At 61.7% G+C, this 17,197-nt stretch carries 17 protein-coding genes and 4 tRNA genes; 19 read left to right on the top strand and 2 right to left on the bottom strand.

Features of this window, described 5'->3' with window-relative positions:
- The first annotated feature begins 17 nt into the window (after nucleotides 1-17).
- From truA to F6S08_RS20985, 12 genes are all read left to right on the top strand, one after another.
- On the top strand, nucleotides 18-842 hold the full coding sequence (gene truA, locus F6S08_RS21040) for a tRNA pseudouridine(38-40) synthase TruA (RefSeq protein ID WP_027604074.1): 825 nt from the start codon (nucleotides 18-20) through the stop codon (nucleotides 840-842).
- Nucleotides 843-906: 64 nt separating this feature from the next.
- Nucleotides 907-1,539: a phosphoribosylanthranilate isomerase gene (locus tag F6S08_RS21035; RefSeq protein WP_065927243.1), complete on the top strand. Its 633-nt coding sequence runs from the start codon at nucleotides 907-909 to the stop codon at nucleotides 1,537-1,539.
- Between the two features lie 243 nt (nucleotides 1,540-1,782).
- Nucleotides 1,783-2,703, top strand: coding sequence for an acetyl-CoA carboxylase, carboxyltransferase subunit beta (gene accD, locus F6S08_RS21030; RefSeq protein ID WP_315872287.1), 921 nt, complete (start codon nucleotides 1,783-1,785; stop codon nucleotides 2,701-2,703).
- Nucleotides 2,700-4,007 carry a bifunctional tetrahydrofolate synthase/dihydrofolate synthase gene (gene folC / locus F6S08_RS21025; RefSeq protein WP_315872286.1) on the top strand — a complete coding sequence of 436 codons (1,308 nt, stop codon included), beginning with the start codon at nucleotides 2,700-2,702 and terminating at the stop codon, nucleotides 4,005-4,007. The genes accD and folC overlap by 4 nt, the downstream gene beginning before the upstream one ends.
- Nucleotides 3,991-4,650: an SPOR domain-containing protein gene (locus F6S08_RS21020; RefSeq protein WP_065927245.1), complete on the top strand. Its 660-nt coding sequence runs from the start codon at nucleotides 3,991-3,993 to the stop codon at nucleotides 4,648-4,650. The genes folC and F6S08_RS21020 overlap by 17 nt, the downstream gene beginning before the upstream one ends.
- 161 nt (nucleotides 4,651-4,811) lie before the next feature.
- Nucleotides 4,812-5,369, top strand: a complete 558-nt coding sequence (locus F6S08_RS21015) for a CvpA family protein (protein WP_003192538.1) — start codon at nucleotides 4,812-4,814, stop codon at nucleotides 5,367-5,369.
- 41 nt (nucleotides 5,370-5,410) lie between these two features.
- The gene (gene purF / locus F6S08_RS21010; protein ID WP_027604079.1) at nucleotides 5,411-6,916 is read left to right on the top strand and encodes an amidophosphoribosyltransferase; all 1,506 of its coding nucleotides are present in this window, start codon (nucleotides 5,411-5,413) and stop codon (nucleotides 6,914-6,916) included.
- A gap of 65 nt (nucleotides 6,917-6,981) precedes the next feature.
- The gene (locus F6S08_RS21005; protein WP_315872285.1) at nucleotides 6,982-8,193 is read left to right on the top strand and encodes an O-succinylhomoserine sulfhydrylase; all 1,212 of its coding nucleotides are present in this window, start codon (nucleotides 6,982-6,984) and stop codon (nucleotides 8,191-8,193) included.
- Nucleotides 8,194-8,204: 11 nt separating this feature from the next.
- On the top strand, nucleotides 8,205-8,969 hold the full coding sequence (locus F6S08_RS21000; RefSeq protein WP_315872307.1) for an SDR family oxidoreductase: 765 nt from the start codon (nucleotides 8,205-8,207) through the stop codon (nucleotides 8,967-8,969).
- A 107-nt stretch (nucleotides 8,970-9,076) separates the two neighbouring features.
- Nucleotides 9,077-9,152, top strand: a tRNA-Val gene (locus F6S08_RS20995).
- A gap of 55 nt (nucleotides 9,153-9,207) precedes the next feature.
- Nucleotides 9,208-9,284, top strand: a tRNA-Asp gene (locus tag F6S08_RS20990).
- Nucleotides 9,285-9,388: 104 nt separating this feature from the next.
- Nucleotides 9,389-9,465, top strand: a tRNA-Asp gene (locus F6S08_RS20985).
- A gap of 157 nt (nucleotides 9,466-9,622) precedes the next feature.
- Here F6S08_RS20985 and F6S08_RS20980 read toward each other — a convergent pair.
- Nucleotides 9,623-10,906, bottom strand: coding sequence for an FAD-binding oxidoreductase (locus F6S08_RS20980; RefSeq protein WP_315872284.1), 1,284 nt, complete (start codon nucleotides 10,904-10,906; stop codon nucleotides 9,623-9,625).
- 184 nt (nucleotides 10,907-11,090) lie between these two features.
- Between F6S08_RS20980 and F6S08_RS20975 the strand changes: the two genes are divergently transcribed.
- Together F6S08_RS20975 and F6S08_RS20970 are read left to right on the top strand one after the other, a co-directional pair.
- Nucleotides 11,091-11,167, top strand: a tRNA-Val gene (locus F6S08_RS20975).
- 164 nt (nucleotides 11,168-11,331) lie between these two features.
- The gene (locus F6S08_RS20970) at nucleotides 11,332-11,772 is read left to right on the top strand and encodes a hypothetical protein (protein ID WP_065948011.1); all 441 of its coding nucleotides are present in this window, start codon (nucleotides 11,332-11,334) and stop codon (nucleotides 11,770-11,772) included.
- 30 nt (nucleotides 11,773-11,802) lie between these two features.
- Here the strand turns inward: F6S08_RS20970 and F6S08_RS20965 are convergent, their stop codons facing one another.
- The gene (locus tag F6S08_RS20965; RefSeq protein WP_315872283.1) at nucleotides 11,803-13,233 is read right to left on the bottom strand and encodes a DHA2 family efflux MFS transporter permease subunit; all 1,431 of its coding nucleotides are present in this window, start codon (nucleotides 13,231-13,233) and stop codon (nucleotides 11,803-11,805) included.
- A 348-nt stretch (nucleotides 13,234-13,581) separates the two neighbouring features.
- Between F6S08_RS20965 and F6S08_RS20960 the strand changes: the two genes are divergently transcribed.
- From F6S08_RS20960 to F6S08_RS20940, 5 genes are all read left to right on the top strand, one after another.
- Nucleotides 13,582-14,298 (top strand): DUF969 domain-containing protein, encoded by a 717-nt coding sequence (locus F6S08_RS20960; RefSeq protein ID WP_065927249.1) that lies wholly within the window; start codon nucleotides 13,582-13,584, stop codon nucleotides 14,296-14,298.
- On the top strand, nucleotides 14,295-15,245 hold the full coding sequence (locus tag F6S08_RS20955; RefSeq protein WP_065948012.1) for a DUF979 domain-containing protein: 951 nt from the start codon (nucleotides 14,295-14,297) through the stop codon (nucleotides 15,243-15,245). The genes F6S08_RS20960 and F6S08_RS20955 overlap by 4 nt, the downstream gene beginning before the upstream one ends.
- A gap of 7 nt (nucleotides 15,246-15,252) precedes the next feature.
- The gene (gene pcp / locus F6S08_RS20950; RefSeq protein ID WP_315872282.1) at nucleotides 15,253-15,858 is read left to right on the top strand and encodes a pyroglutamyl-peptidase I; all 606 of its coding nucleotides are present in this window, start codon (nucleotides 15,253-15,255) and stop codon (nucleotides 15,856-15,858) included.
- A 62-nt stretch (nucleotides 15,859-15,920) separates the two neighbouring features.
- Complete coding sequence (locus F6S08_RS20945; protein ID WP_065927252.1) at nucleotides 15,921-16,367, top strand: anti-virulence regulator CigR family protein; 447 nt, start codon at nucleotides 15,921-15,923, stop codon at nucleotides 16,365-16,367.
- Between the two features lie 133 nt (nucleotides 16,368-16,500).
- The gene (locus F6S08_RS20940; protein WP_065948013.1) at nucleotides 16,501-17,178 is read left to right on the top strand and encodes an HAD-IA family hydrolase; all 678 of its coding nucleotides are present in this window, start codon (nucleotides 16,501-16,503) and stop codon (nucleotides 17,176-17,178) included.
- Nucleotides 17,179-17,197: the final 19 nt, after the last annotated feature.

Genomic DNA, 17,197 nt, shown 5'->3' with positions numbered 1-17,197 from the left:
ATAACCCGGCCGCCGAAATGGCGGCCGCTGGCTTTTACCGCATCGCCCTCGGCGTGGAATACAAAGGCTCGCGCTATCGCGGCTGGCAGCGCCAGGCGTCAGGCGTGCTGACGGTGCAGGAAACCCTGGAGAAGGCGCTGTCGAAAGTGGCTGACTCCCCGGTGTCGTTGATGTGTGCCGGGCGTACCGATGCCGGTGTGCATGCCTGCGGCCAGGTGGTGCACTTCGATACCCAGGCCGAACGCACGATGAAGGCCTGGGTGATGGGCGCCAATATCAATTTGCCCCATGACGTCAGCGTAAGTTGGGCCAAGGTCATGCCTGCGCACTTTCATGCGCGCTTCAAGGCGATTGCCCGGCGTTATCGCTATGTGATCTACAACGACCAGATCCGTCCCGCGCACCTCAACGAAGAAATCACCTGGAACCACCGTCCGCTGGATGCCGAACGCATGGCCGAGGCTGCGCAGCATCTGGTAGGGGTGCATGATTTCAGTGCGTTTCGTGCCGGCCAGTGCCAGGCCAAGTCGCCGATCAAGGAAGTCCACCACCTGCGGGTGACTCGCCACGGCAAGATGATCGTGCTGGACATCCGCGCCGGCGCCTTCCTGCACCATATGGTGCGTAACATTGCGGGCGTATTGATGACCATCGGCACCGGCGAGCGCCCGGTGGAATGGGCCAGGGAAGTGCTGGAAAGCCGCATTCGCCGCACGGGCGGCGTCACGGCGCATCCGTTTGGCCTGTACCTGGTGGATGTGGAGTACCGCGACGAGTTCGAACTGCCGCAGCGCTTCATCGGGCCACACTTCCTCACAGGGTTCAGTGAACTTGGCGGCTGACGCCCGGAATAGCTTTTGTTACCATCCGGGACTTTATCGGTCCAACCCCTGAGGTTTCTACGACATGCCTGTCGTTCGCAGCAAGATTTGCGGGATTACCCGCATAGAAGACGCGCTGGCGGCAGTCGAGGCGGGGGCGGATGCCATTGGCCTGGTGTTTTATGCCAGGAGCCCGCGGGCGGTGAATGTGTTGCAGGCGCGGGCGATCATTGCGGCGCTGCCGCCGTTCGTGACCACCGTGGGCTTGTTCGTCAACGCCAGCCGCTGCGAACTCAACGAAACCCTGGATGCCGTGCAGCTGGATATGCTGCAATTTCACGGCGACGAAACCCCGGATGAATGTGAAAGCTACCAACGCCCGTATATCAAGGCGTTGCGGGTCAAGGCGGGTGACGATATAGCGAGGGCCTGCGCGGCCTATTCCGGCGCGCGTGGCGTTCTGCTGGACACGTATGTCGAAGGCGTACCCGGTGGTACCGGTGAAGCGTTCGATTGGTCGCTGATCCCCGAAGGATTGAGCAAGCCGATCATCCTGGCCGGGGGGCTCAACCCAGCGAATGTCGGTGCGGCGATTCAACAGGTCCGGCCGTATGCCGTGGATGTCAGCGGTGGGGTAGAGCAAGGCAAGGGCATCAAGGATCACGACAGGATTCGCGCATTCATGCACGCGGTGCGCAACAGCTGTGGCGGGATGTGACGGCTGGCAGTCTGCCGCCGTCCATAACTACCACTGTGTAAAACAGCCCGGCGCCGCCTGAGGGCGGCCCGGAAATGAAGTGGCAACCTGCGCAGGCAGGCTGTCTGGAAGGCTGAGGATGCAGGCTGGAAATGGCAGGTCGAACGTCTGACCCCGTCCAGCCTGCGTCATCGCCACATATGAATTTAGCTCAAGGGCATACGCGGGGCTGTGTTCAAGCCACCGGTACTGGAGAAAGAAAGCATGAGCAACTGGTTAGTAGACAAACTGATCCCTTCGATCATGCGTTCCGAGGTGAAGAAAAGCTCGGTTCCTGAAGGTCTGTGGCACAAGTGCCCATCCTGCGACGCGGTGCTGTACCGCCCCGAGCTGGAAAAGACCCTGGATGTTTGCCCCAAGTGCAACCACCACATGCGTATCGGCGCCCGCGCCCGCATCGATATCTTCCTCGACGCCGACGGCCGTAACGAGCTGGGCGCCGACCTGGAGCCGGTCGACCGTCTGAAGTTCCGCGACGGCAAGAAGTACAAGGACCGCCTGACCGCTGCGCAAAAGCAGACCGGTGAGAAGGACGCGCTGATTTCCGTCAGCGGCAAGCTGCTGGGCATGCCGGTGGTGGTGTCGGCGTTCGAGTTCTCCTTCATGGGCGGCTCCATGGGGGCCATCGTCGGCGAGCGCTTCGTGCGCGCGGCCAACTACGCCCTGGAAAACCGTTGCCCGATGATCTGCTTCGCCGCCTCCGGTGGTGCGCGGATGCAGGAAGCGTTGATCTCCCTGATGCAAATGGCCAAGACCTCTGCGGTGCTGGCGCATCTGCGCGAAGAAGGCATTCCGTTCATCTCCGTGCTGACCGACCCGGTCTACGGCGGTGTTTCCGCCAGCCTGGCGATGCTGGGCGACGTGATTGTCGGTGAGCCAAAAGCCCTGATCGGCTTTGCCGGCCCGCGCGTGATCGAGCAGACCGTGCGCGAAAAACTGCCGGAAGGCTTCCAGCGCAGCGAGTTCCTGCTGGAGCACGGCGCAATCGACCTGATCATTCCGCGCGGTGAGCTGCGTCCACGCCTGGGTAGCCTGCTGGCGCAGATGATGGGCCTGCCGACACCTGTTTACGTCGTGCCTAAAGTCGAGCCGATCGTTGTGCCGCCGGTGCCTGCGAACCTATGACCCAACGTACCCTGGGCGAATGGCTCGCCTACCTCGAGCAGTTGCATCCGTCCGCCATCGACATGGGCCTGGAGCGCTCGCAACAGGTAGCGGCCCGCCTTGGGTTGGGCCGGCCGGCGCCGCGTGTGATCACGGTGACCGGCACCAACGGCAAGGGTTCTACCTGTGCCTTTGTTGCCGCGCTGCTGCAGGCCCAGGGGCTGAAAGTCGGCGTGTACAGCTCGCCGCACTTGCTGCGTTACAACGAGCGGGTGCAACTCAATGGCGTCGAAGCCAGCGATGAGCAACTCTGCGAAGCCTTCGCCGCACTCGATGCCGGGCGCGGTGAGATTTCCCTGACTTACTTCGAAATGGGCACCCTGGCGGCGTTCTGGCTGTTCGAGCGTGCGCAGCTGGATGTGGTCGTGTTGGAAGTGGGCCTGGGGGGGCGCCTGGACACCGTCAACGTGGTGGATGCCGACCTGGCGCTGGTCACCAGTATTGGCGTGGACCATGCCGACTACCTGGGGGATACCCGCGAGTCCGTGGCCTATGAGAAGGCCGGGATTTTCCGCCCGGGCAAGCCTGCGCTGTGCGGTGACCTGGATCCGCCGCAGCCCTTGCTGGACAAGGTGCGTGAGCTGGGCTGCCCATTCTTCCTGCGTGGCCGCGAATTCAATCTTGAAATCGGTGACCGGCACTGGCAGTGGCGCGGCCGGGATGCTCGTGGGCAGGCTGTGGAGCTGCGTGATCTGCCCTTGCTGAACCTGCCGATGGAGAACGCCGCACTCGCGCTGCAAGCCTATCTGTTGCTGGACCTGCCTTGGCAGGCTGAGCAGATTGCTGCGACGTTGCTGGCGACCCGCGTGGTCGGGCGCCTGGATCGCCGGGTGTTCGACTGGCACGGCAAGCGCCTGAACCTGTTGCTGGATGTGGGGCATAACCCCCATGCAGCGCAATACCTGGCCAAGCGCCTGGCACGCACGCCGCCGGTGGGGCGTCGCCTGGCTGTATTCGGTTTGCTCGCCGATAAGGACCTGGAGGGCGTAGTTGCGCCGTTGCTGGACAGCGTCCAGGCTTGGGCGGTAGCGCCGCTGGATACGCCCCGCAGCCGTCCGGCCCATGAGCTTGAGATCGCGTTACAGAACCTTGGTGCGCCCGTGGCGTCGTATGCAAGCGTGACTGCCGCCCTGGAGGCTCAGTGCGCGGTGGCGACGGCCGAGGACGAAATTCTGTTGTTCGGATCATTTTATTGTGTTGCCGAGGCGCTTGAGTGGTTGGCCCGGCGCTCCACGGAGGAAGCTGCAGATGGCATTACTGGATAGCGCATACAAGCAGCGAATGGTTGGAGCCCTGGTGCTGGTGGCATTGGCGGTGATTTTCCTGCCGATGCTGTTTTCCCGCCAGGACGAGCAGCGCCAGGTGGTCGTCGAGGCTCCGGCTGCGCCCCAGGCACCGGCAGTGCCCCAAGTGCAGGTGGAGCCGGTGGTGGTGCCTGAACCGCAGGCGTTGCCGGAAGAAGAACCGGTGCCGACCGATGATGAGGTGGCCGCGCAGCAGGCGCCGTCGATGCCGGTGCAGCCAAGCGTGCCGGTGGTCAAGCCGACACCTGCTCCGACGGTCGCCGCCAAGCCGGCGACACCTGCGCCTGCGCCCAAACCTGTAGCGCCACAGCCTGCTGCGCCGGGCAAGCCGGATGTGGGGCAGAGCCGTATCGACCCGAACGGCTTGCCGATCAGTTGGTCGATCCAGGTGGCCAGCCTGGGCAATCGTGAAGGCGCCGACGCCTTGCAGAAGAAGCTGCGTGCCCAGGGCTACAACGCCTACATCCGTAGCGCCGACGGCAAGAACCGGGTGTTTATCGGGCCGCTGATCGAGCGCGCCGAGGCCGACCGGCTGCGGGATTTGCTGGACCGTCAGCAGAACCTGAAAGGCTTCGTGACCCGCTTCCAGCCTGAGCGCGGCTGAGCCTGCATCGGTTTAAACCTGAAGTCCAATCAAATGTGGTGAGGTTGAAATGTGATCGGCCCGCCACAATCTATTGATTTGCAAAGCAGCCGCAATCACAGCTTACCGACAGCCCGACGCTCTGCTAAAATGCGCCGCCTTATCCGTCCGTAGGCTCAAACGTGCCATTTACCTGGGTTGACTGGGCGATCGTTGCAATCGTCGCCATCTCCGCTTTGATCAGTCTAAGCCGCGGCTTCGTAAAAGAAGCACTGTCGTTGCTGACCTGGATCATCGCAGGAGTCGTAGCCTGGATGTTCGGCGGTTCGTTGTCGGTCTACCTGGCCGGATACATCGAGACACCTTCGGCTCGCGTCATCGCGGGCTGCGCCATCATGTTCATCGCCACGCTGCTGGTGGGGGCAATGGTCAATTATCTTATTGGCGAGTTGATACGTGTCACCGGCCTCTCCGGGACCGATCGATTTCTCGGCATGGCCTTCGGTGCCGCGCGTGGTGCGTTGCTGGTGGTCGTGGCGGTCGGGCTGTTGAGCCTGGGGCCGGTACAGCAGGATTCGTGGTGGCAGGAGTCGGTACTCGTGCCAAAATTTCTATTGGTTGCAGATTGGTCCAAGAACCTCATATTGGGGTGGAGCAGTCAGTGGCTGGCCAGCGGAATCAGCGTACCCGCTGATCTTCCGTTCAAGGAACACCTCTTGCCGGCCAAAACGCCGCAGTAAGTTGTGTTCAGTCAAGATTCATTAAGTAGGGGTTGCGTCGCATGTGTGGCATCGTCGGTATCGTCGGTAAGTCGAACGTCAATCAGGCGCTGTATGACGCGCTAACCGTCCTCCAGCACCGCGGCCAGGACGCTGCCGGTATTGTGACCAGCCACGACGGCCGGTTATTCCTGCGCAAGGACAATGGCCTGGTACGTGACGTGTTCCATCAGCGTCACATGCAGCGCCTCGTCGGGCACATGGGCATTGGCCATGTGCGTTACCCGACCGCCGGTAGCTCGACGTCGGCCGAAGCTCAGCCGTTCTACGTCAACTCGCCTTACGGCATTACCCTGGCGCATAACGGTAACCTGACCAACGTTGAGCAACTGGCCAAGGAGATTTACGAATCTGACCTGCGCCACGTCAACACCAGCTCAGACTCGGAAGTGCTGCTCAACGTGTTCGCCCACGAGCTGGCCCAGCGCGGCAAGCTGCAGCCGACCGAAGAAGATGTGTTCGCCGCCGTGATCGACGTGCATAACCGTTGCGTCGGCGGTTATGCCGTCGTTGCGATGATCACCGGCTACGGCATCGTCGGCTTCCGTGACCCCCACGGTATTCGCCCGATCGTGTTCGGCCAGCGTCACACCGACGAAGGCGTCGAGTACATGATCGCGTCCGAAAGCGTGTCCCTGGACGTGCTGGGCTTCACCCTGATCCGCGACCTCGCGCCGGGCGAAGCGGTGTACATCACCGAAGACGGCAAACTGCACACCCGTCAGTGCGCTGTCGCGCCGAAACTCACCCCGTGCATCTTCGAACACGTCTACCTGGCGCGTCCGGATTCGATCATCGATGGTGTGTCGGTGTACAAGGCGCGCCTGCGCATGGGCGAGAAGCTGGCCGACAAGATCCTGCGCGAGCGTCCCGAGCACGACATCGACGTGGTGATCCCGATCCCGGACACCAGCCGTACTGCTGCGCTGGAATTGGCCAACCACCTGGGCGTCAAGTTCCGCGAAGGCTTCGTGAAGAACCGTTACATCGGTCGCACCTTCATCATGCCGGGCCAGGCGGCCCGCAAGAAGTCGGTGCGCCAGAAGCTCAACGCCATCGAACTGGAATTTCGCGGCAAGAACGTGATGCTGGTGGACGACTCCATCGTACGCGGCACCACCTGCAAGCAAATCATCCAGATGGCCCGTGAGGCCGGTGCGAAGAACGTGTACTTCTGTTCCGCAGCGCCTGCCGTGCGTTACCCGAACGTGTACGGTATCGACATGCCGAGCGCCCACGAACTGATCGCCCACAACCGCACGACCCAGGACGTGGCCGACCTGATCGGCGCCGATTGGCTGATCTACCAGGACCTGCCGGACCTGATCGAAGCGGTCGGCGGTGGCAAGATCAAGATCGAGCAGTTCGACTGCGCCGTGTTCGACGGCAAGTACGTGACCGGTGACGTCGACGAGGCCTACCTGAACAAGATCGAGCAGGCGCGTAACGACTCGTCGAAGATCAAGACCCAGGCGGTCAGCGCGATCATCGATCTGTACAACAACTGAGTAGACACCGGCCCTGAGGGGCCGGTTTTGTATCTTAAATAAAGAATTGAGTAAGGAGTCGCAGCATGAGTCAGGAATGGGATGCCGGTCGCTTGGACAGCGACCTCGATGGCGTAGCTTTCGATACCCTGGCTGTGCGCGCCGGCCAGCACCGTACCCCGGAAGGTGAGCACGGTGACCCGATGTTCTTCACCTCCAGCTACGTGTTCCGCACAGCGGCCGACGCCGCGGCGCGCTTTGCTGGCGAAGTGCCGGGTAACGTTTATTCCCGCTACACCAACCCGACTGTGCGCGCGTTCGAAGAGCGTATTGCGGCCCTGGAAGGCGCAGAGCAGGCGGTGGCAACGGCCACCGGCATGGCGGCGATCCTGGCGGTGGTGATGAGCCTGTGCAGTGCCGGCGACCACGTGCTGGTGTCGCGCAGCGTGTTCGGTTCGACCATCAGCCTGTTCGAGAAGTATTTCAAGCGCTTCGGCATCGAAGTGGGCTACGTGCCCCTGGCGGATCTGTCCGGGTGGGGTGCGGCAATCAAGTCCAACACCAAGCTGCTGTTCGTCGAGTCGCCGTCCAATCCGTTGGCCGAGTTGGTGGATATCGCCGCGTTGTCCGAAGTGGCTCACGCCAAAGGCGCAATGCTGGTGGTCGACAACTGTTTCTGCACGCCTGCCTTGCAGCAGCCGCTGAAGCTGGGCGCAGACATTGTGGTGCACTCGGCCACCAAGTTTATCGATGGTCAGGGCCGTTGCATGGGCGGCGTGGTTGCCGGTCGCAGCGAGCAGATGAAGGAGGTGGTGGGCTTCCTGCGCACCGCCGGCCCGACCCTGAGCCCGTTCAACGCCTGGATCTTCCTCAAGGGCCTGGAAACCCTCAGCCTGCGCATGAAAGCCCATTGCGCCAACGCCCAGGCCCTGGCCGAGTGGCTGGAGCAGCAGGACGGTATCGAAAAAGTGCATTACGCCGGCCTCAAGAGCCACCCGCAGCACGCGTTGGCCCAGCGCCAGCAACGTGGTTTCGGCGCCGTGGTAAGTTTCGAAGTGAAGGGCGGCAAAGAGGGCGCCTGGCGCTTTATCGATGCGACGCGCCTGATCTCCATCACGGCCAACCTGGGCGACAGCAAGACCACCATTACCCATCCGAGCACCACGTCCCACGGACGCCTGGCGCCGCAGGAGCGTGAGGCGGCCGGTATCCGGGACAGCCTGATCCGCATCGCGGTCGGCCTGGAAGATGTCACGGATCTGCAGGCTGACCTGGCTCGCGGGCTGGCTGCCTTGTGATCGAGTGGTCCCTGGAGGCCGCGGCGGCCAGTAATGGGCGCGTCGCCCTGGTGACGGGCGCGGCGCGGGGTATTGGTCTCGGGATTGCGGCGTGGCTGATCAGCGAAGGCTGGCAGGTGGTCTTGACCGACCTCGACCGCGAGCGCGGTTCCAAGGTGTCCAAGGTGCTGGGCGAAAACGCCTGGTTTATCACCATGGACGTGGCTGACGAGAAACAGGTGGCCCAGGGGGTCGCCGAAGTCCTGGGGCAATTCGGTCGCCTGGACGCGTTGGTCTGTAACGCTGCGGTGGCCGACCCGCACAACATCACCCTGGAAAGCCTTGACCTGGCTTACTGGAATCGCGTGCTGGCCGTTAACCTCAGTGGGCCGATGTTGCTGGCCAAGCACTGTGCGCCTTACCTGCGTGCCCACGGCGGCGCCATCGTCAACCTGGCGTCGACCCGGGCTCGTCAGTCGGAGCCGGATACCGAGGCTTATGCGGCGAGCAAGGGTGGCCTGTTGGCCCTTACTCACGCCTTGGCGATCAGCCTCGGGCCGGAAGTGCGGGTGAATGCGGTCAGTCCTGGCTGGATTGATGCCCGTGATCCAGCTGCGCGGCGTGCCGAGCCTTTGACCGATGCCGATCATGCCCAGCACCCGGCCGGCCGGGTGGGTACGGTGGAGGACGTGGCGGCGATGGTGGCGTGGTTGCTGTCGCGCCAGGCCGGGTTTGTCACCGGGCAAGAGTTTGTGGTGGACGGTGGCATGAGCAAGAAGATGATTTACAGCGGGTAGGGCGGGTAGCCGTCTTGAAGCCATTTTGTCTTTTTCAGAAAAACTTCAAGCAGGCTATTGACTTAGGTCCGCTATCTGCGTAAATTTCGCGGCCTCAACGAAGCAAAGGGTGATTAGCTCAGCTGGGAGAGCATCTGCCTTACAAGCAGAGGGTCGGCGGTTCGATCCCGTCATCACCCACCACTTCTTGAGAGTTTTGCCTTCGGGCAGGACGCAACGTTAAAGGTTGCACCGACGCGCAGCGGTAGTTCAGTCGGTTAGAATACCGGCCTGTCACGCCGGGGGTCGCGGGTTCGAGTCCCGTCCGCTGCGCCATATTTTCCAGGTTCGATTTATCGGGCTTGAGGTTGAACAGCCAAGCTGATCAATCAGATGTTCAAAGACGGTTGAGGCGGTTTGCTCAACCGGTCAAGCGATACGCAGCGGTAGTTCAGTCGGTTAGAATACCGGCCTGTCACGCCGGGGGTCGCGGGTTCGAGTCCCGTCCGCTGCGCCATATCTGCCTCAAGGCCCGCTGAACGCCTTGAAGCACAAAGAAAGCCACTGGCTACTTTGATCAGATAGCAAAGACCCTGGTCGAAAGACCGGGGTTTTTTGTGTCTGCAATTTGGCAATTTTTTGCGGGAACCGGCGAACCGGCTCCCATTGATTTGTCAGAAGCCCAGCTTATCCCGCAGCCCGTAGTACCAAGCTCCCAGTGCCGCAAACGGTGTGCGCAACAGTTGCCCGCCCGGGAATGGGTAGTGCGGCAGGTCGGCAAACGCATCGAAGCGCTCTGCCTGGCCTCTCAGCGCTTCCGCCAGCACCTTGCCCGCCAGGTGGGTGTACGTCACGCCATGGCCGCTGCAGCCTTGTGAGTAGTAGATGTTGTCGCCCAGGCGACCAACCTGCGGCAAGCGCGACAGGGTCAGCAGGAAGTTGCCGGTCCAGGCGTAGTCGATCTTCACATCCTTGAGTTGCGGGAAGGCCTTGAGCATCTTCGGGCGGATGATTGCTTCGATGTTCGCCGGGTCGCGCGCGCCATACACCACGCCGCCGCCGAAGATCAGGCGCTTGTCACTGGTGAGGCGATAGTAGTCGAGCAGGTAGTTGCAGTCCTCTACGCAGTAATCCTGCGGCAGGAGTGTCCTGGCCAGCTCATCCCCGAGTGGCGCCGTCGTGATCACCTGGGTGCCACAGGGCATCGACTTGGCCGCCAGCTCTGGCACCAGGTTGCCCAGGTAGGCATTGCCCGCGACGATGATGAACTTGGCCCTGACTTTACCTTCTGCCGTATGGACCACCGGGTTGGCGCCACGCTCGATGCGCACCGCCGCCGATTGTTCGTATATCGTCCCGCCCAGGGACTCCACGGCGGCGGCTTCACCGAGTGCCAGGTTGAGTGGGTGGATATGGCCGCCACTCATGTCCAGCAGTCCGCCGACATAGTTGTCACAGGCCACGACCTCACGAATGCGGCGCTCGTCCAGCAACTCCAGCTGTGTATGGCCGTAGCGCTCCCACAAGCGTTTCTGCGACTCCAGGTGGCCCATGTGCTTGCTGTTGAGTGCCGCGAACACGCCGCCGTCCTTCAGGTCGCACTGGATCTGGTACTTGGCGACCCGCTCGCGAATGATTCTGCCGCCCTCGAACGCCATCTGCCCCAGCAACTGCGCCTGTTGTGGGCCGACGCTGCGCTCGATCACATCAATGTCACGGCTGTAGCTGTTGACGATCTGCCCGCCATTGCGGCCTGACGCGCCAAAACCCACCTTGGCGGCTTCCAGTACCGTCACGCGAAAACCGTTCTCCAGCAGGAACAGCGCGCTGGACAGGCCAGTATAGCCGGCACCGATCACGCACACATCGGTTTCGACGTCGCCTTGCAACATTGGGCGTGGCGGAACTGCATTTGCGGAAGCGGCGTAATACGACTGGGGGTAGGGGGTGTTCACCATCCTGGAACCTCTGTTTTATATTTTTTACGAGTGCCCTGATCCTACCTGAGTTGAAAATTGCCTGCCAGCCACCCCAAAAAGTGCGGTGCGCCGGCTGCAAATAAATAATTCGCATATTCATAGGGTTAGCTGCAAAAAAGATGTTGACACCCCTCCGGAATTCCGTAGAATGCCGCCTCACAGCAGGCACGTAGCTCAGTTGGTTAGAGCACCACCTTGACATGGTGGGGGTCGTTGGTTCGAGTCCAATCGCGCCTACCAAACAAAATCCGCTCTGCTGGGCGGTCTAGAAGGGCTCACCGAAAGGTGGGCCCTTTTTTGTTCATGCGATTTATTACTACCCGAAAATCTTCCCACCCCCCGCCTAAAGTAATCGACACCCAGGCCGATAGAGATCGCAAATCTCTTACTCTCGGACACTTGGCATGCTTATCAACATCAGCACTACCGCCTCCGTAGCAAGCACTCCAAGCACTGTCAGCTCGACGGCTGCCGCGACCAAGGAAAGCACAAGCAGCGCAGGCGGCACGACCGTCAACATGCACGCTGATTCCAATGGTGCGGCAGGTGTAAGTGGCGGTGGCGGTGGCCAAGCCTCCTCGCTCTCGAAGGAGTCCGATACCGTCAAAGAGTTGAAGAAGCAGATCGAGCAGTTGCAAAAGCAGCTTCAAGCGCAGCAGCAAGCCTTGCAGAAAGCTCAGTCCAGCAACCAGAGTGCAGAAGCCAAAGCGGCGGCAGTAGCGGCGGCGCAGATGCAGATCGCCGGCACTGCGGCGGCGTTGCAGACAGTGACTTCCGCACTGTTGCAGGCAGTCACCGATGAGGGCAACAGCACGTCGGGTTCGATGGTTAGTACCACCGCCTGATACTGGCAACAGTGTGTTGAGTCGCAGCCTTCACTGTCGATTCAACACACTTTCTCCCGCTCCCACCGTCAAGCGATACACATCCACCAGCGCCCACGCTCCCAGCAGCGCCACGCCGACGAACGCCACGCGAAAATCCCCGGCCTGTGCCTGCATCTCATGCCCCTGCAGGGTCATGGATGCTCGTAGCAGCAGCGCCGCCACCGTTACGCCCATCCCCATGGCCAGCTGGAATGACATGCTGAACAGTGCCGAGGCCTCACTCATGCGCGGTTTGGGCACATCCGCGAAGCCGATCGAGTTGTAGCAGGTGAACTGCATCGAGCGGGACAACCCTCCCACAAATAACACGGCCGCGATCAGCACAAATGGGGTTTGCACCGTGAAAAGCGCGCAAGCGGCTATCGACACCACGCCGATTATCCCGTTCACCAGCAAGACCCGGCGAAACCCATAGCGGCGCATGATGGCCGTGGTGAACGGCTTCATCGCCAGATTGCCAGCGAATACCGCCAGCACCAGCAAGCCTGCGTCCACCGGGGACAAGCCAAAGGCGACTTGAAACAGCAGCGGCAGCAGGAACGGCAGGGCGCTGATGGCCAGGCGAAACAGCGAGCCGCCATAGATGCTCACACGAAATGTATCGATGGACAGGGTCTCGAGCGGCAATAACGGGTCGCTGGCATGGCGGCAATGGTGCACGGCCCACACTGCCAGCGCGATGCCTGCCGCGACCAGCACGGCGCCTGGAATAAGGCGTTCACCGGTCTGGTTACCCAGCCATTCCAGCCCGCCCAGCAGGGCCACACAGGCGCCTGCCAGCAGTACAAAACCCTTGGCATCGAACTGGCGCACGCTGGCTTCACGGTCTTCCGGTACAAGCCATAGTGCGGCGGCCAATGCCAGCGCACCCAGCGGCAGATTCACGTAGAAGATCCATGGCCACGATGCATGCGTCACGATCAAGCCGCCGACCAGCGGCCCCAGAATCGGCGCGACCAGGCCGGGCCAGGTAATGATCGCGATCATTTTCACCAAGTCTTTCTTATCCGTATTACGCAGCACGGCCAGGCGCCCCACGGGCACCATCAATGCGCCGCCGATGCCCTGCAGGACGCGGGCGAACACGAACATCTCGATACTTTGGCTGAGCCCGCAGAGCAGCGAAGCGAGGGTGAACAGGATGATTGCGCCAGCGAATACACGGCGCGCACCAAAGCGGTCGGCGACCCAGCTGGACAGCGGTATGAAGATCGCCACGGCGAGGATATAGGCAGTGATGCCGATGTTCATGTCGACCGGTGTCACGCCAAAGGCCGATGCCATGGTTGGCAGCGCGGTGGCGATAACCGTGGCGTCGAGGTTCTCCATGAAGAAGGTCACGGCGACCACCAGGGCGATCAGACTGGTTTGTAGGCTGAGGCGGTTTTGCGCGGCGGAATCTGGAGTGGCTGAGCTCACCGGTGCTGCCCTTTTTCAGTGAACGGTTTGATGAAGAAGGCCGACCAACTGCCTGATGCGCCGCGCACGATAAACGGGCGGCGTTAAGATGAGCGAATCCTTCATGGTTTGTCCACGTCTTGTTACTTGTGGACTACTCAATTACCCACAAAATTTATTGGTTTGCAGCAACAATTTTTCTTGTTGGACACCTCCCGCTCCCAGGCAGCACAGTTGCCGCCACTGACGCTCGCCCTGACGGGCCAACAATAAAAAACCGAGCCGACTGCACGCCACTTCCTGCTGTGAACCCTTTGTTCACATCCTGCTGTAATGGCGCCGCAGCGCGCACTTAAGGACCTCTCCGCCATGCAAACTGTTGTGAACTTATGGCCGTTGATCGGCGTACTTGTGATCGTGGTTGGCTTTGTTTTGCGTTTCAATCCGCTGTTGGTGGTCACCGCCGCAGCTATCGCCACCGGGCTCGCTGCCCACTTCCCGCTGGAGAAAATCCTCGCCACTATGGGGGATGGTTTCCTACAGACTCGCGCCCTGCAATTGATCCTGTTGTTGCCCCTCGCCGTCATCGGTTTGCTGGAGCGCCACGGCTTGCGCCTGCACGCGCAGAACTGGATTGCGCGGTTTGAGCGCGCCACGGTCGGACGCCTGCTGATCATCTATCTGTTTGTACGCGAATCCACTGCAGCCATGGGCTTGACCAGCCTCGGCGGGCACCCGCAGATGGTGCGCCCGCTACTGGCCCCGATGGCCGAAGGCGCGGCGGAAAAGCGCTACGGCAAACTGCCGGACAAACTGCGTCACAAGGTGTTGGCCATGTGCGCCGCCACCGATAACGTCGGCCTGTTTTTTGGTGAGGACATCTTCGTCGCCTTTGGTGCGATTGCGTTGATGCATACCTTCCTGCTCGGTTCGGGGATTGATGTGGAGCCGCTGCACATTGCGGTGTGGGGTATTCCTACGGCGATTTGCGCCTTTATCATTCACGCGCTCCGACTTCATCGGTTTGACCGAAGACTGACCCGCGAGATGACGACCGCCGCGACCCCTGTGGAGGCCGCGCTATGATCATCTCTATCCAATACCTGTACTGGCTCGCCGGGGTCCTGCTGCTGATCACCGCCGGCATGATCCTGTTGGATCGAACCCATCCCAAGCGCTGGTCCAGCGCACTGTTCTGGCTGCTGTTCGCCATCCCGTTCCTGGTGGGGGAGCGCCTGCCCTCGGTGGTGGTCGGTGCGGGAGTGGTGGTGATGGCGCTGATCGCCGGCCTGGGCGGCGTCGGCCGTGGCACCCATGCTGAGTTGCATGACAAGGCTTCGCGCGCCAGTGCCGGCCGCCTCGGGCACAAGCTGTTTATCCCGGCGCTGGCGATCCCCCTGACCACCGTGATCGGTTCGGTCTTGCTCAAGCACACCCAGATTGGCGGGGTACCGCTGCTGGATCCGAAAAACACCACCTTCGTGTCCCTCGGCATCGGCTGCCTGATCGCCCTCGGCCTGGCGTGCTGGCTGACCCGTGATACCCCGGTGCAAGCCTTGCGCGAATCCCGGCGACTCACCGAGGCCCTGGGCTGGGCCATGGTGCTGCCGCAGATGCTGGCGATGCTTGGCCTGCTGTTCAATGAAGCCGGTGTCGGCACGGCTGTCGCCCATGTCACCACCACCTACATCAACCTGGATTTCAAGTTGGTGGCGGTCATGGTGTACGTGTTGGGCATGGCGCTGTTTACGGTGATCATGGGCAATGGCTTCGCGGCGTTCCCGGTGATGACCGGGGGCGTCGGCGTGCCGGTGCTGGTGGGTATCTACGGCGGTAACCCGGCGGTGATGGCCGCCATCGGTATGTTCTCCGGCTACTGCGGTACGCTGATGACGCCGATGGCGGCCAACTTCAATATCGTGCCGGCGGCGTTGCTGGAGTTGCCGGACAAGAACGCGGTGATCAAGGCGCAACTGCCGACCGCGTTGATGATGCTGGTGGTCAATATTGTCCTGCTTTATGTGTTGATGTGAGGCGACGATGCGAACTGTATTGCTGACGGGGTTCGAGCCCTTTGATCAAGACCTGGTGAATCCTTCCTGGGAAGCGGTGCGCCAGTTGGATGGCGTGCAACTCGACGATGATGTGCGCATTGTTGCGCGCCGATTGCCCTGTGCGTTTGCCACGGCGGGTGAATGCCTGCTCCAACTGATCAGTGAACTGCGTCCGGCGATGGTCATCGCCACTGGGTTGGCCCCCGGGCGCAGCGAAATATCCATCGAGCGGGTGGCGATCAACGTCAACGATGCACGCATCCCCGATAATCTGGGGGAGCAGCCCATCGACACGGCGGTGATGGTCGGCGGCCCGGCGGCGTACTTTTCGACGCTGCCGATCAAGGCCATGGCCAGGGCGGTGCGCGAGGCAGGGATTGCGGTGTCGGTATCGCAGACGGCGGGCACATTCGTGTGCAACCAGGTGTTCTACCGCTTGCAGCACGAACTCGCGGGCACCGGTGTACGCAGTGGTTTTATCCACGTGCCGAACCAGCTGGGAGCGGGCCTGGTCGATGGGCTGCGCACCGCGGTGTCGACGGCGTGGAATACCCCGGTGGATGTGCTGGAAGTGGGCGGTCAGGTGAGTTGACGTCCCACGGGTGCGATAACCTCGACTACAGTTCAGCTACATTCCTGTGTTGGATAATCGCCATGATCAAGTGCCCGAAATTCGTGTCTGTTGCGCTTTCGCTTGTGTTGTTTGCCGCTGGCGGTATGGCCCTGGCTGATCCAGGCAATGGCAAGGGGCAAGGCAACGATAAAGGCAATGGTCACGGCGGACAGGGGCATGACAAGCCCAAGGGCAAGGGTGCAGCAGGCAGTCGCGGCCCCAGTGTAGACCGTGGCAGCGTGCTGAATGTGTTGGGCGGTTATCGCGACTACTGGAGCCCGGGGCCCGCCTTGCCGCCTGGCATCCAGAAGAACCTGGCCCGCGGCAAGCCGCTGCCGCCGGGCATTGCCAAGAAACTGGACGGGCGTTTGTTGGGCCGCTTGCCCCATTACGATGGGTACGAGTGGCAGCAGGCGGGCACCGACTTGATACTGGTGGCCATCGCGACGGGCATCATCTACGAAGTCCTCAATGGCGCCCTCGATTGAGCTGGCGGTGTCGCCCGCATGGCGCTCGACGCCGCCGTGTTATTGCCGGCGTCGTTGGCGTTTACAAGCCGCCAGGTGATCCGTAGATTGCATTGCGTCGATTATTCGTTTCAGCTCACGAGGAAACCCCGCAGTGTCCATCCGAGGTTCAGCCGTATTTACCCGCCCTTACCGCGCCTTTCTGTTCGATATGGATGGGACTCTGCTCAATTCGATTGCCGCCGCCGAGCGGGTATGGAGCATCTGGGCTGAACGCCATGGGCTGGAGGTGGCGACGTTCCTGGCCACGATCCATGGCGCCCGGGCGATCGACACCATCACGCGCCAGGCCTTGCCCGGCGTCGACCCGGAGGTTGAAGCGCAGTGGATTACCGAGGCTGAAATCAATGATGTGCAAGGTGTCGTTGCGATTGCCGGTGCCGTCGAGTTTCTGAACCGCTTGCCCGGCGATCAGTGGGCGCTGGTCACCTCTGCACCCAGGGAACTGGCGTTGCGTCGACTGCAAGCGGCAGGTATTACACCGCCAGCGGTGCTGGTCACGGCTGAAGACGTGGCTATCGGCAAGCCGAACCCTGCCTGTTATGTGCTCGGTGCGCAGCGCCTGGGGGTGTCGACGCAGGATTGCCTGGTGTTTGAGGATGCGACGGTGGGGATCCGTGCAGGGGAGGCGGCTGGCGCGGATGTGATGGTCGTGACCTCGACGCACCTCAAGCCCATGGCGACGGAGCATCCTTCGATCGATGGGTATGAACAGCTGCAGGTGCAACGCAGCGCTGATGGCTTGCTGTACTTGGCGCGCGCGACGGGCTGACGCAGCAAGGCCGAGCCGG

Source organism: Pseudomonas sp. JV449, assembly GCF_032424295.1.
Classification (GTDB): Bacteria; Pseudomonadota; Gammaproteobacteria; order Pseudomonadales; family Pseudomonadaceae; genus Aquipseudomonas; species Aquipseudomonas marginalis.
Note: the sequence above shows the minus strand (reverse complement) of the source record. Positions and strands in the feature narration are given on the sequence as shown.